The sequence below is a fragment of the Ruegeria sp. BF6 genome (assembly GCF_056538665.1).
The window spans coordinates 1-13,138 of record NZ_JBQFTN010000007.1 but is presented as its reverse complement, the minus strand read 5'-3'; the positions used below and the strand labels follow the sequence as shown (position 1 = coordinate 13,138).

The 13,138-nt window shown below is 57.6% G+C and carries 12 protein-coding genes and 1 pseudogene; 11 read left to right on the top strand and 2 right to left on the bottom strand.

Annotation, left to right across the window (positions count from 1 at the left end):
• Position 1 precedes the first annotated feature (1 nt).
• The 11 genes from ACR0IM_RS15480 (at position 2) to pdeM (ending at position 12,087) form a co-directional block, all read left to right on the top strand.
• Complete coding sequence (locus ACR0IM_RS15480) at positions 2–622, top strand: OmpA family protein (RefSeq protein ID WP_480593934.1); 621 nt, start codon at positions 2–4, stop codon at positions 620–622.
• Positions 623–820: 198 nt separating this feature from the next.
• Entirely contained in the window at positions 821–2,053 is a 1,233-nt protein-coding gene (locus ACR0IM_RS15475; RefSeq protein ID WP_480593935.1) for a CpaE/TadZ family protein, read from the top strand.
• 26 nt (positions 2,054–2,079) lie between these two features.
• Positions 2,080–3,513 carry a TadA family conjugal transfer-associated ATPase gene (locus ACR0IM_RS15470; RefSeq protein WP_480593936.1) on the top strand — a complete coding sequence of 478 codons (1,434 nt, stop codon included), beginning with the start codon at positions 2,080–2,082 and terminating at the stop codon, positions 3,511–3,513.
• Between the two features lie 11 nt (positions 3,514–3,524).
• Complete coding sequence (locus ACR0IM_RS15465; protein ID WP_480593938.1) at positions 3,525–4,493, top strand: type II secretion system F family protein; 969 nt, start codon at positions 3,525–3,527, stop codon at positions 4,491–4,493.
• 10 nt (positions 4,494–4,503) lie between these two features.
• Positions 4,504–5,490 carry a type II secretion system F family protein gene (locus ACR0IM_RS15460; RefSeq protein ID WP_480593940.1) on the top strand — a complete coding sequence of 329 codons (987 nt, stop codon included), beginning with the start codon at positions 4,504–4,506 and terminating at the stop codon, positions 5,488–5,490.
• 103 nt (positions 5,491–5,593) lie between these two features.
• The gene (locus ACR0IM_RS15455) at positions 5,594–6,076 is read left to right on the top strand and encodes a tetratricopeptide repeat protein (protein WP_480593942.1); all 483 of its coding nucleotides are present in this window, start codon (positions 5,594–5,596) and stop codon (positions 6,074–6,076) included.
• A 29-nt stretch (positions 6,077–6,105) separates the two neighbouring features.
• On the top strand, positions 6,106–6,957 hold the full coding sequence (locus ACR0IM_RS15450; protein ID WP_480593943.1) for a tetratricopeptide repeat protein: 852 nt from the start codon (positions 6,106–6,108) through the stop codon (positions 6,955–6,957).
• 3 nt (positions 6,958–6,960) lie between these two features.
• Complete coding sequence (locus ACR0IM_RS15445; protein WP_480593945.1) at positions 6,961–7,506, top strand: prepilin peptidase; 546 nt, start codon at positions 6,961–6,963, stop codon at positions 7,504–7,506.
• 117 nt (positions 7,507–7,623) lie between these two features.
• Positions 7,624–8,931, top strand: coding sequence for a P-loop NTPase family protein (locus ACR0IM_RS15440; protein ID WP_480593947.1), 1,308 nt, complete (start codon positions 7,624–7,626; stop codon positions 8,929–8,931).
• A gap of 40 nt (positions 8,932–8,971) precedes the next feature.
• Positions 8,972–11,383 carry a ligase-associated DNA damage response DEXH box helicase gene (locus ACR0IM_RS15435; RefSeq protein ID WP_480682469.1) on the top strand — a complete coding sequence of 804 codons (2,412 nt, stop codon included), beginning with the start codon at positions 8,972–8,974 and terminating at the stop codon, positions 11,381–11,383.
• Between the two features lie 41 nt (positions 11,384–11,424).
• On the top strand, positions 11,425–12,087 hold the full coding sequence (gene pdeM / locus ACR0IM_RS15430; protein ID WP_480642918.1) for a ligase-associated DNA damage response endonuclease PdeM: 663 nt from the start codon (positions 11,425–11,427) through the stop codon (positions 12,085–12,087).
• Positions 12,088–12,093: 6 nt separating this feature from the next.
• On the opposite strand, the gene ACR0IM_RS15425 is transcribed toward pdeM, so the two are convergent.
• Positions 12,094–12,840 (bottom strand): LytTR family DNA-binding domain-containing protein, encoded by a 747-nt coding sequence (locus ACR0IM_RS15425; RefSeq protein WP_480682468.1) that lies wholly within the window; start codon positions 12,838–12,840, stop codon positions 12,094–12,096.
• A 205-nt stretch (positions 12,841–13,045) separates the two neighbouring features.
• Positions 13,046–13,138 (bottom strand): annotated as a pseudogene (locus ACR0IM_RS15420) (bifunctional methylenetetrahydrofolate dehydrogenase/methenyltetrahydrofolate cyclohydrolase); the annotation flags it as partial.

Below are 13,138 nucleotides of genomic sequence, written 5' to 3'. Positions count from 1 at the left end.
AATGCAGAAGTGGATTATCGCACTGGGTCTTTCGGTCGCTGTCTCCGCATGCACGCGTGAGGCTGGGTACGAAGTAGACCAAGGCGCATTCGGAAACGCGACTCTGAATAACCTCAAGGTCATGAATGGCGAATTGACCTACGCTCAGATCCTAGGCCAGCGCTTCGCAGCCGAGGTTCCGACGCAGATCAACTTTGCCTTCGACAGTGCACAGCTAGATGAAACGGCTCAACGTGTTCTGTTGCGGCAGGCCTCGTGGATCAAACAATTCCCCGAAGCACGATTCCGCGTGTATGGCCATACCGATGCGGTTGGTTCGACGTCATATAATAAAGCACTGGGTCAGCGGCGCGCTAATGCGGCCGTTGCGTTCCTGACACGGCAAGGCATCTCGCGCTCGCGCCTCGAGGCTGTCGTGTCCTTTGGGAAAACGCGGCCTCTTATCGACACGCCGGACAGGGATCGCCGCAACCGCCGCACCGTGACAGAAGTTTCAGGCTTTGTGGATCGTGCACCGCAGCTGCTGGATGGCAAGTACGCCGAAGTCATCTATCGCGAATATGTCGAGAGCGCGACAAGAGCGAGCTACATCCAACGCGAAGACGGCTCTGGTGGTGAATAATCTTTAGGAAATGGGCGGCATCGTCGCCCATTTCCCTACAATTGGTTCTTTTGCGCCCAAATCTTGCCTAAGTTCCAAGCCAAATTTTCAACAATTAGGTGACTTGCGGCCGATCCTGGCCGCACTGGGGCAAGAGCGAACCAGACAGGGTATTCAAGCCCACTGTGTTTGCCTGCTCCCGCGACGAGGATTGTGTTAATGACGAGCGCTTCGCCACAAGACGACAAGAATGCCATTCAGGCTTGCACCATCAGCCGTGATGTCCAGAACTTCGATCTTTTGATCGAGGACATGGAGGCGGCACTGGGGGAACGCTGGGGTGACCTGGGTTTCGCTGAAGCGCTGGCCTTTTTCAGCCAACCCGATGCCGATTCTCTGGAATTTGTGGCACTGGCAATCGATGGCGAAGATGAAGACAACCTGTCACTGATGGGCGAAATCATCACCCGCGCTAAAGAAAAGAAGATCAAGATTGTTCTGATCGCCGAAGACGTCACGCCGGCGTCTCTGCATCAGCTGCTGCGCAAGGGTGCGGATGAATTTGTCCCCTACCCCCTGCCCGAAGGCGAGCTGCAGGAAGCGATCACCCGAATGAACCAGCCCGATCCGGTCGCAGTTCACGAGACGGCTTCGCCGCTGACGCAAGGCGAATCAAAGGAAGGTGCCCTGTTCGTCGTGCACGGTCTGGCCGGAGGCGTGGGATCCACTACGATGGCGGTCAACCTGGCCTGGGAACTGGCCACCGTATCCGAAAAAGAAGAACCGTCGGTTTGCCTGCTCGATCTGGACCTGCAGTTTGGCACGGTATCGACCTATCTGGACCTGCCGCGCCGCGAAACCGTCTTTGAAATGCTGTCTGACACAGCCTCGATGGATGAGGAAGTGTTTGCGCAGGCGCTGCAAACCTACGAGGAAAAGCTGCAGGTTCTGACCGCACCGTCGGATATGGTTCCACTGGACCTGATCACGCCGGAAGATATCCAGCGGGTGATCGACACGGCCCGCCGCCACTTTGACTACGTCGTCGTGGACATGCCATCGACGCTTGTTCACTGGTCAGAGACAGTACTTCAGGCCTCGCACGTGTATTTCGCATTGATCGAACTGGACATGCGCTCGGCCCAGAACGCGCTGCGGCTTAAACGTGCCCTGCAGGCCGAAGAACTGCCGTTCGAAAAATTGCGTTTCGCCCTAAATCGGGCTCCGAAATTCACCGATCTGAACGGCAAGGGCCGGGTAAAGCGGATGGCGGAAAGCCTGGGTATCTCCATCGATCTGCAACTGCCTGATGGTGGCAAACCAGTCATGCAAAGCGGTGACCACGGACAACCGCTGGCCAATGCAGCCGCCAAGAACCCACTGCGTCGCGAAATCGCGAAACTTGCTAAATCGCTTCACAGCTTGGGCAGCAGCAACGCTGAAGCTGCGTAACTCAGTCTGAAAGGGAACGAGCCGCCGTGTTTTCAAGATACAAGAAACAGTCCGAAGCGCAGCCGGTTCAATCCCCGGCCGCAACACCGAAGCCTACGGTTGAAAAAGCTCCGTCGGCCAATGCGGTCGCCCGACGCCCCCAGCCAAAGAAAACCGCCGAGCCTGTGGTGGCCGATCGCGACCGCAAACGCAAAGAGCGTCTTGGTGAAATCAAGATCGAACTGCACCGCGAGCTGCTGGAAAACCTGAACCTCGCCGCGCTTGAGAACGCAGGCGAAGCGGAGTTACGCGCAGAAATCAGTGCGATTGCCAGCGAAGTTCTTGAATCGCGCAACATCGTCCTGAACCGCGAGGATCGCACGCAGCTCAACAAGGAGCTGTATGACGAGGTAACTGGCCTGGGTCCGCTTGAGACCTTGCTGCAGGACGACACGGTCAACGATATTCTGGTCAACGGTCCTCAGCAGATCTTCGTGGAACGCAACGGTAAGCTGGAAATCAGCGACATCACCTTCAAGGATGAAAAGCACCTGATGCGGATCATCGACAAGATCGTGTCCGCTGTGGGTCGTCGCGTTGATGAATCCAACCCCTATGTTGACGCCCGTCTGGCTGATGGTTCGCGTTTCAACGCAATGGTCCCGCCGATTGCGGTGGATGGCTCGCTGGTGTCGATTCGTAAGTTCAAAAAAGACAAGCTGGGCATCGATGACCTGGTCAATTTCGGCGCGTTCACTGAGGAAATGGCGGCCTACCTGCAGGCCGCTGTGTCAACTCGGCTGAACATCATCGTTTCTGGTGGTACGGGTTCGGGTAAGACGACGACTCTGAACGCCTTGTCCAGCTTTATCGACGACGCCGAGCGCATCCTGACCATCGAGGATACAGCGGAACTTCAGCTGCAACAGACCCATGTGGGCCGGATGGAAAGCCGCCCGCCCAACGTTGAAGGCAAAGGTGAGGTCAGTCCCCGCGACTGTCTGAAAAACGCTCTGCGTATGCGTCCTGACCGCATCATCGTGGGTGAGACGCGGGGCGCCGAGGTGATCGACATGCTGCAGGCCATGAACACCGGCCACGACGGTTCGATGACCACGATCCACGCCAACTCAGCGCGTGATGGTATCTCGCGCCTGGAAAACATGATCGCTATGGCCGGTATTGAAATGCCTATCAAGGCGGTCCGCAGCCAGATCTCAAGCGCTGTGAACCTGATCGTGCAGGCCAGCCGCCTGCAGGATGGTTCGCGCCGTATGACCTCGATCACCGAGATTACCGGCATGGAAGGTGATGTAATTTCGATGCAGGAAATCTTTAAATTCCAGCGGGTTGGCCTGACACCGGACAACAAGATCATCGGCCACTTCACGGCAACAGGCGTGCGAAGCCACTATTCCGAGCGATTCCGCCTGTGGGGCTTTGATCTGCCCACTTCGATCTATGAACCGACGACTATGTAGGAGATCTGGATATGCAACTGCCTCTTGAGGCGCTCATATATGTCGTGATCTTCATCGCGGTGTTCTTTCTGGTCGAAGGCATCTATCTGGTGGCCTTCGGGAAATCCATCAGCCTGAACAGCAAAGTCAACCGCCGTCTCGACATGCTCGACAAAGGAGTCGGGCGGGAGCAGGTTCTGGAACAGCTGCGCAAGGAAATGCAGCAGCATATGAAGACGCAGAGCATCCCGCTCTATTCGCTGCTGGCCGACAAGGCACAAAAGGCGGCGATCGCCTTTACTCCGCGACAACTGATCATGGTTATGATCCTGTTGTCCGGCTTTGCCTTTGTAGGCCTGAGCATCGGCACCGCGACGGATATGGTTCTTCGGGTCGCACTGTCAGGCTTTATCGGAGTTGGCGGCGTTTACACGTGGGTAAATCGCAAGGCAAAAACACGCATGGCCCTGATGGAAGAGCAACTGCCTGATGCGGTTGAGCTGATGGTCCGTTCGCTGCGTGTCGGTAACCCGTTCGTCTCATCCGTCCAGATCGTTGCAAACGAGGTACAGGACCCGTTGGGCACAGAGTTTGGCATCATCGCCGATGAATGCGCTTATGGCCGTGACGTGGGTGAGGCTCTGAAAGACATGGCCGAGCGTCTGGGCATGCAGGATCTTCGCTTTTTGTCGGTGGCCGTCGGGATTCAGCAACAGTCGGGTGGTAACCTTGCCGAAATCCTGGCCGGTCTGGCCAAGGTGATCCGCGCCCGTTTCCGCCTGTTCCGGCGCGTCAAGGCGATCACCGCCGAGGCGCAATGGTCCGGCAAATTCCTGTCCGGTTTCCCGGTCTTTTGCCTGTTGTTCATTCTTGTGAACGATCCCGGATACTATGACGACGTGATCGATCACCCTCTGTTCATCCCACTCTGTTTCTTTGTCGGTATTATGCTGACGCTGAACCTGATTGTGATGCGCGTTCTTACCAACATTAAGGTCTGAGGGCATAGCAATGGAATTCCTGACCCAAATCAACGACCTGATCAAACAATACCTGGGTGAGTTCGGACCGCTGATCGTTATCGGCGTTCTTGGGCTATTCATGATCCTGATCGCCGTTTCTCTGATGCTGAACCAGCCAGAGGATCCGCTGAAAAAGCTACAGAAATCAACCGCGGCACCCAAGTCGGATAAAAAGTCCAAAAAGGACAAGCTCCGCAACGCCAGCCGCAACGAACAACTTCAGAAATTCGCCACCTTCCTCGAACCCCAGAACGAAGAAGAGCTTTCGGCGATGCAACTCAAGTTGCGTCAGGCCGGGTATCACTCGAAGGATGCGGTGCGATTCTTCCATTTTGCGCAGTTTGCACTGGGTATCGTCGGAATTCTGATCGGTGTGTTGTTGGTAACGGTGCTGTCAGGCGGAGAAGAATTCACCGGAAGCCAAATGACAATTCGCGTTCTGATTCCGTCAGCCGCAGGGTATTTCCTGCCGCGCTATTGGGTCACCCGGCGCGTCGAGGAACGGAAAGAGGCAATCACCGCCGGGTTTCCCGATACGCTGGACCTAATGCTGGTATGTGTCGAGGCCGGTCAGTCACTGGATCAGGCCATTGTGCGCGTGGCCCGCGAGATGAGCACCTCCTACCCGGATATCGCGCAGGAATTCGAAGTTGTCGCCCATGAAATGAAAGCCGGTAAGGACAAGGATACGGTGTTGCGCGATTTCGGAACCCGTTGCGGCGTTCAGGATGTCAGCTCATTCGTGACCGTAATGATTCAATCGGCAACATTCGGTACATCCATTGCCGAAGCTCTGCGGGTTTATGCCAGCGAGATGCGTGACAAACGCGTGATGCGGGCCGAAGAGGCCGCGAACAAGTTGCCAACCAAGATGACACTTGCCACAATGATGCTGACGGTGCCGCCTTTGCTGGTCATTCTGGTCGGACCTTCGGCAAAAGGGATCGCAGATTTTGGAAAAAGTGCCGGCGGATAAGCCCGCGAAGTTCAGCTTCAGGCGTATCTGCTCTGGGATATGCCACACACTAAGGGCCGCCGTGGTGATCGCCACGGTGGCCTCTTGTACTGATATGGGTTCAATGAATGATCTGGATGCCCCCGGGATTGATCCGAACGGTAGGGGCGCAGACGAGCTTACAGTTGGAAACCGGTTGATGGCAGCCGGAGAATACGAACTGGCGCTGGATTCCTTCACGCGCGCCGCTTTGGATCAGGGGATGACGTCGCAGATACTGACCGCGATGGGTACTGCCAACCTTGGGCTCAAGCGCCTAGGGCAGGCCGAAACCCTGCTGCGCCGTGCCGTAAAAGCTGACCCCGAGTGGTCGGTTGCCTGGAACAATCTTGGCGTTTTGCTGGTCGAGACAGGCGAATACTCTGAGGCCGCACAGGTCTTCAAACGTGCCTATGCGCTGGACAATGGCGAAAGTGACGCAATCCGCGACAATCTGCGCTTAGCACTCGCAAAAATGGAAAATCCTGCTAATAATACAGCGGAAGAACAAGAATATACTTTGGAGCGGCAAGGCGACGGGCAATACAAGCTGCGCAAGCTCCCATAACACAGGCAAGAGCAGTAAGGGACGCAAAAATGCGCCAACAATTCTTGATTGCGCCGATGATGATGTGCGGGCTGATCCTGTCCGCCTGCGAAAAAGAGACCGAGGAAGAAAAAGTCGAGCGCACCTATCAGGAGGTCAACGTCATTGACGAAACCAACCTGAGCGAGGTGCTTTTGACCGCCGCGGACCCGAACGAAGCAGTTACTTACTTTCAGGGCGCGGCAGCCAAAAACCCCGGCAGGATTGACCTGCAGCGCGGATTGGCGATCTCTCTTTCCCGGGCAAAACGTTCGACCGAGGCCGTCGCCGCCTGGAAAAAAGTGACGACCATGAAGGGCGCCGCAAGTGTCGACAAGGTTGAATATGCCGACGCCCTTGTGCGTGCCGGCAACTGGAGTGAGGCCAAATCCGTACTGGATTCAGTGCCGCCCACGTATGAAACCTTCAAACGCTATCGCCTTGAAGCAGTGGTGGCTGATTCCAAAAAGGATTGGAAACGCGCGGATCACTTCTATGAAACCGCGGTTGGCCTGACCACACGCCCCGGCGGGGTAATGAACAACTGGGGCTATTCCAAGCTGACACGCGGTCAATATGCCGAAGCCGAACGCTTGTTCAATGAGGCGATCCAGCAGGACAAGAACCTGTTCACAGCCAAGAACAATTTGGTTCTGGCCCGGGCCGCGCAGGGCAACTACAGTTTGCCGGTTGTTCCAATGTCTCAGACCGAGCGCGCCATGTTGCTGAACACGATGGGGATTTCTGCAGTCAAACAAGGGGATGTGGCCACGGCCAAGAACCTGTTCCGGGAAGCCATCGCCACGCACCCTCAGCATTTTGACGAGGCCGTCCGCTCGCTCCGGGCGCTCGAGGATGCCTGATAGATGAACATTCCCGCGAGTGCGGCGCTGTTATTTCTGCCCTTTGTTCTACCGATCTGCCTGTACGTGACCTTCACGGACTTGCGCGCCATGAAGATCAGAAATCAGGCGGTCTACGCGCTGTTGGCGGTGTTCGTTATCGTTGGCCTTTTCGTTCTGCCACCTTGGTCAACCACGTGGTCAACGGCTACCGTAGGCCCAGTGTCGATCTCGCTCCCCCCCTACGTCTGGCACTTATTGCATGTCATTCCGGCTTTAGCCATTGGTATCCTGTTCAACGTGATGCGCCAAATGGGGGCTGGAGACGCCAAGTTTCTGGCCGCAGCCTCGCCATTTATCTGGCCCGGCGACTATTTCCTGGTGGTTTTCATTCTGGCCACGATGAATGTGGCGGCTTTGGCCACCCACCGGCTGGCGCGCACTACGGGGCTTCGGAGTTTCGCGCCCGATTGGAAAAGCTGGAGCAGGGCCAAACACATACCGATGGGTCTTTCTCTCGGCGGCAGCCTAGCCCTCTATCTGATTCTCGGCACTGTTTACGGCTCGTAAACTATCATTAAGCCGCCTTGTCCGCGCCTTGGTGCTGACACAAAGCCGGGCCAGATTTTCCACTAACGGCCCTTTTCGGGGCCTTTTGCACGAAAACTGGATAGACGGGCAACGCTCATGAATATGCAGACGACCTCGGTAATGGCCCCCCCTGCCCCAAAAGGCTTGGGCGAAATGAGACTGCCCATCGTCATGATGCGCGACATCTTGTTGAAAACAATCTTCCGCAAGAATGTGGACACCGTCTCCGAGATCGCCGCTGCGGTCTGTCTGCCGGGTTCTGTCACGCAGGAACTGATCGACATGGCCCGCGAGCAAAAGTTGATCGAGGCAACCGGGACGCTGAACGCCAACAGCGGGAACGAGATGGGTTACCAGTTGACCGATGCCGGCAAGGCCCGTGCACTGGATGCGCTGAGCCAGTCAGAGTATTTCGGCGCGATGCCCGTACCGCTGGATGTCTATCGCGAACAGGTCAAACGCCAGTCGATCCGCAACATTCAGGTGACCCGAGACCAACTTACCGGCGCGATGGGCCATCTGGTTCTGCCAGACAGCCTGCTGGACCATCTCGGCCCCGCAGTCAGCGCCGGTCGCTCGATCCTAATGTATGGCCCACCGGGCAACGGGAAATCCTCGATTTCAAACGGGATCAAGGATGCGCTGGGGGATAATGTCTATGTTCCCTTTGCCATCGAGTATGCCGGTCAGGTGATTACCGTATATGACCCGATCGTGCACACCGCCGTTGAGCAGGAACCTGATGATCCCAACAGCCTGCGCCGCCGCAAAAGATTCGACACGCGCTATGTTCAGTGCGAACGCCCGACCGTTGTGACGGGTGGTGAACTGTCGCTGAGCATGTTGGACCTGGTCTACAACCCCACCGCGCGGACCTATCAGGCACCGCTGCAGCTGAAATCGACCGGTGGCATCTTCATCGTGGATGACCTTGGACGTCAGCAGGAACCACCGCAGGCGCTGATCAACCGTTGGATTGTTCCCTTGGAAGAGAAGAAGGATATTCTCGGCCTGCAATCGGGCGAAAAGTTCGAGGTGCCCTTCGACACGCTGGTCATCTTCTCGACCAACTTCCACCCCAACGAGATTTTCGACCAAGCGGCCCTGCGCCGGATCTTCTTCAAGATCAAGATCGACGGGCCGAATCAGGAAAACTTCCTGAAAATCTTTGCCATGGTGGCTCGCAAACGCGGTATGCCATTGGACGAAGCGGCTCTGGTACATCTGTTGAAGGTCAAATACCCGACCATCAACAATATCTACGCGAACTATCAGCCGATCTTCCTGATCGATCAGATGATCTCGATTTGCGAATTCGAAGGTATCCCCTATCAGATGAGCCCCGATCTGATCGATCGCGCCTGGGCCAACATGTTCGTCAAGGAAGAAAAGATCATTCACTGACCCCCTGCCATTCTGATCCCGGGCGGGTAATCATGCGACCATGACGCAGATTCCCGCCCGGATCACCGATTGGTTTGCCACCAAGGGCTGGTCGATCCACCCCCATCAACAGGACATGTTCGACCGGGCCTCGAACCCGGCGACTTTGCTGATCGCCCCTACTGGCGGCGGCAAGACCATGGCGGGGTTTCTGCCGACGCTGGCCGAGTTGGCGGAACAGGATCACACGGGCCTGCACACGATCTATGTATCGCCCTTAAAGGCGCTGGCCGCCGATATCCGCCGCAATCTGCGCGGCCCCGCGGATGAGATCGATCTGCCCATCCGGATCGAAGATCGCACCGGAGACACCTCTGCCACGCAGAAGAAACGCCAACGCGTGGACCCGCCGCATATTCTGCTGACCACACCGGAAAGCCTCGCCCTGCTGACTTCATATGAGGACGCACCACGGATGTTTGCGGGTGTGCAGCGGGTGATCGTAGACGAAATACACGCCTTGGCTGAAAGCAAACGCGGCGATCAACTGATGCTGGCCTTGGCACGGTTGCAAACCTTGTGCCCCGACCTGCGCCGGGTCGGGTTGTCAGCCACGGTCGAGGACCCCGATGCCATCGCGCGCTTTCTGGCTGGGCACCCTGACTCGTGTCAGATCGTGAAGGCCGACCCAGGCCCCGACCCCGAGATCCGGATGCTGGAAACGCAGGAAATGCCGCCTTGGTCCGGCGGCGGTGCAGCTTACGCGATCCCGTCGGTTCTGGACCAGATCAAGCAACACAAGACCACGCTGATCTTTCACAACACCCGCGCACAGGCCGAGATTTTTTTTCACAACCTCTGGCTCGCCAACGAAGACGGCCTGCCCATTGGCATCCATCACGGCAGTCTGGACCGGCAGCAACGCGAGCGGGTTGAAGCCGCCATGGTCCGCGGGGACCTTCGTGCCATCGTTTGCACCGGCTCTCTGGATCTGGGCATCGACTGGGGCGATGTGGATTTGGTGATCCAGATCGGTGCTCCCAAGAACGTCAAACGACTGGTGCAGCGGATCGGGCGGGCGAACCACCAGTACAACGCGCCTTCCAAGGCTGTACTGGTGCCTGCAAACCGGTTTGAGGTGGTGGAATGCGTCGCTGCGCTCGAGGCTGCCAAGGCGCACGAACTTGACGGAGAACCGCGCGGCCGGGGGCCCCGCGACGTGTTGTGTCAGCATATACTGATCGCAGCGGCAGCCGGACCGTTCGATGCGGATACACTATTCACAGAAATGACCGCCGCCGGGCCCTATGCGCAGCTAAGTCGTGCAGAGTTCGACGCCTGTCTGGAGTTCTGCGCCACCGGGGGCTACGCCCTACGCGCCTACGATAGGTGGCAACGGTTGCAACAGCGCGCCGATGGTCGCTGGCAGTTGCGCGACCCCCGCGCGGCACAGCGTATCCGCATGAACCTTGGCACCATACAGGATACCGACACGCTTAAGGTGCGCCTGAAGCGCAATCGCGGCGGCAAACCCTTGGGCGAGGTGGAAGAAGCCTTCGCTGCCTCTCTGACCCCCGGAGACACGTTTCTGATCGGCGGGCAAATCGTCCGCTATGAAGGGCTGCGCGAAATGGTGGTCGAGGTCAGCCGCCGCGCGGATCGTAAGCCAAAGGTGGCTGTTTTCTCTGGCACGAAATTCGCAACCTCAACGCAGCTAAGCGACCGTATCCTGCGGATGTTCGCGCAACCCAACTGGCCGCAATTGCCCGCGCACACGGCGGACTGGCTGGACCTGCAACGGAACATGTCCCGCCTGCCCCAACGCGACCGCCTGCTGATCGAGAGTTTTCCCAATGACGGGCGCGAGCATCTGTGTGTCTACGGTTTCGCCGGCCGCAACGCGCAGCAAACGCTGGGTTTGCTGCTGACCAAACGCATGGAGGAGACCGGACTGGCGCCGTTGGGTTTCGTGGCCACCGACTATGCAACTCTGATCTGGGGGTTGGACGCGGTGACTGATCCACGCCCCCTGTTTCAACTGGATGCCTTGCGTGATGGGCTGGAAACCTGGCTGGCCGGGAATGCGGTAATGAAACGGACCTTTCGAACCTCGGCCACCATCGCCGGTCTGATCGAGCGCAACACCGGTGGGCAAAGGAAAAGCGGACGCCAGGCGACATTTTCCTCGGATATCCTTTACGACACGTTGCTGAAATACGACCCCGATCACCTGCTCATGCAGATCACCCGAGAAGAAGCCATGCGCGGGCTGGTGGACTTCGGGCGAGTCGAGGCGATGATTGAACGCATTGGAGACAGGATTGATCTGCTGCGTCTGGATCGCGTCTCACCCCTTGCGGCGCCGCTGTTCCTTGAGGTCGGCAAGGTTCCGGTCAAGGGCGCGGCCGAGGAACGCCTGCTCGCCGAGGAAAGTGCCCGGCTGTTGCAGGCTGCGGGGCTGGAACCCGGCTGATACCGCTTGCGCCCCGGCTCGAAACGCGCAAAGAACGGATCATGAACAGCATCGCGTTTTCTTTTGCCGGGCAATGCCTCAGCGCGCTGGGGTCCGGGGCGCTCTGGTGGCCCGAGAAGAAGTTGCTCTGTGTTTCTGACCTGCATCTGGGCAAGTCCGAGCGCATCGCCCGGCACGGAGGCTCGACCCTGCCGCCCTATGACAGCCAGGAGACCCTGACCCGCCTGGCCACCGACATCACGCACACCAATCCGGGCACCGTAGTCTGTTTGGGCGACAGCTTTGACGATTTGGATGCCTCGATGGCAATGGGTACGGCCGAGAAACGGGACGTCACCGCCCTGCAAGCTGGTCGCCGCTGGATATGGATAGAAGGCAACCACGATCCCGGCCCGATTGATCTGGGTGGGACACACCTGTCTGAATGCAATATCGGCCCGCTGACGTTTCGGCACATTGCACACCCCCAGGCACAGGCGGAGGTGTCCGGCCATTACCACCCCAAGGCCCGGCTGAGGGCGCGCGGATGCTCGATCAGCCGCCCGGCTTTTCTGGTCGACAAGACGCGGCTGATCCTGCCCGCCTACGGCACCTATACAGGCGGGCTGCGCAGTTCGGACCACGTGCTGAACGCTTTGATGCACGACGGGGCCCTGGCCATCCTGACCGGCCCCCATCCACAGATCATTCCCATGCCCAGGTAAGGTGGCTCAGATTAAGCCATCCCGTTCCAATGTCGGTTTGTACTTTCGGCTGACTGGAACAAGATTGTTATTCTTCAGCCGCACAAAGGTCTTGCCGCCCTGCCGCTCAACACCGGCAATGGCATCATCCACCACCCAGTGCGAGCGATGCGTACAATGGCCCGGCACCGGCTCCATCTCGGCTATCGCATCGCTCAGGCGCGACCGAATGGTGAATGTTCCCTCGGACGTTACGACATCAACGGCATGATCCCGGACAGTCAGGCGATAAATCTGGCCCTTAAACGTTTCCGGCAGACGCTTTGCCAGCCGCGGCGGCGCGGGTTCAGCCTTTTCCGGCGGCGTCTCTTTCTGTGTATGCCCCGGTACCAGCACCAAACCGGTGACAAACAGCGCTCCGTACGGAGCCACTGACAGGAAACCGGGGGCTTGTTGCCCGTTGAAGGTGATCAAAAGGTAGGACAACACCCAAAGGGCCGGAACGAAAAGCGCCATATTGACCAGAACCAACGCGGTATCGCGCCTGGAAAAGTGAACGCCCAAAAAAATGATCCGCGTCACGTGTCTTGCGATCCTTGTCACAATCAGGGCCAGTCCCATGACCCCGACCCAAAACACCAGGCGTTGAAAAAAGGTCAGGTCAATGGTTGAAAAAGGTTGGAAAGCAGAGGCCAGCAAAGGCGGAAAGGCAACGGCGGCAATCACTTTGCGCAACGAGACCTCGGCCAGAATTGGGCTCAGGAATATGTTCATACCAACTCAACAATAAGCCTGCGGGTCCAGCGCAACCCCAGAGACTTGCAATATCACAACGTAACTGGCTGGATTCACTTGTTTATCATTGATACCCGTTACATTCAAACCCCAAGATTTAAAACTTAACGCGAGTATGTTGAAACAATTAGGCCGAGGAGTGTTTCCAACCCTCGGCCCCGAATAGATTGTAGTGCGCACAGGATCAGGCGGTCAGGCCTTCTGGTTCTGGTAGTTTGTTTGTGCGGCAGCATGCTGTGAGAGTGTTGGCCAGCAGGCATGCGATGGTCATGGGGCC

Excerpts from the sequence above, each read along its gene's own strand:
- ACR0IM_RS15480 (WP_480593934.1), top strand. The coding sequence starts at position 2 with ATGCAGAAGTGGATTATCGCACTGGGTCTTTCGGTCGCTGTCTCCGCA.
- ACR0IM_RS15475 (WP_480593935.1), top strand. The coding sequence starts at position 821 with ATGACGAGCGCTTCGCCACAAGACGACAAGAATGCCATTCAGGCTTGC.
- ACR0IM_RS15465 (WP_480593938.1), top strand. The coding sequence starts at position 3,525 with ATGCAACTGCCTCTTGAGGCGCTCATATATGTCGTGATCTTCATCGCG.
- ACR0IM_RS15460 (WP_480593940.1), top strand. The coding sequence starts at position 4,504 with ATGGAATTCCTGACCCAAATCAACGACCTGATCAAACAATACCTGGGT.
- ACR0IM_RS15455 (WP_480593942.1), top strand. The coding sequence starts at position 5,594 with ATGAATGATCTGGATGCCCCCGGGATTGATCCGAACGGTAGGGGCGCA.
- ACR0IM_RS15450 (WP_480593943.1), top strand. The coding sequence starts at position 6,106 with ATGCGCCAACAATTCTTGATTGCGCCGATGATGATGTGCGGGCTGATC.
- ACR0IM_RS15445 (WP_480593945.1), top strand. The coding sequence starts at position 6,961 with ATGAACATTCCCGCGAGTGCGGCGCTGTTATTTCTGCCCTTTGTTCTA.
- ACR0IM_RS15440 (WP_480593947.1), top strand. The coding sequence starts at position 7,624 with ATGAATATGCAGACGACCTCGGTAATGGCCCCCCCTGCCCCAAAAGGC.
- ACR0IM_RS15435 (WP_480682469.1), top strand. The coding sequence starts at position 8,972 with ATGACGCAGATTCCCGCCCGGATCACCGATTGGTTTGCCACCAAGGGC.
- pdeM (WP_480642918.1), top strand. The coding sequence starts at position 11,425 with ATGAACAGCATCGCGTTTTCTTTTGCCGGGCAATGCCTCAGCGCGCTG.
- ACR0IM_RS15425 (WP_480682468.1), bottom strand. The coding sequence starts at position 12,840 with ATGAACATATTCCTGAGCCCAATTCTGGCCGAGGTCTCGTTGCGCAAA.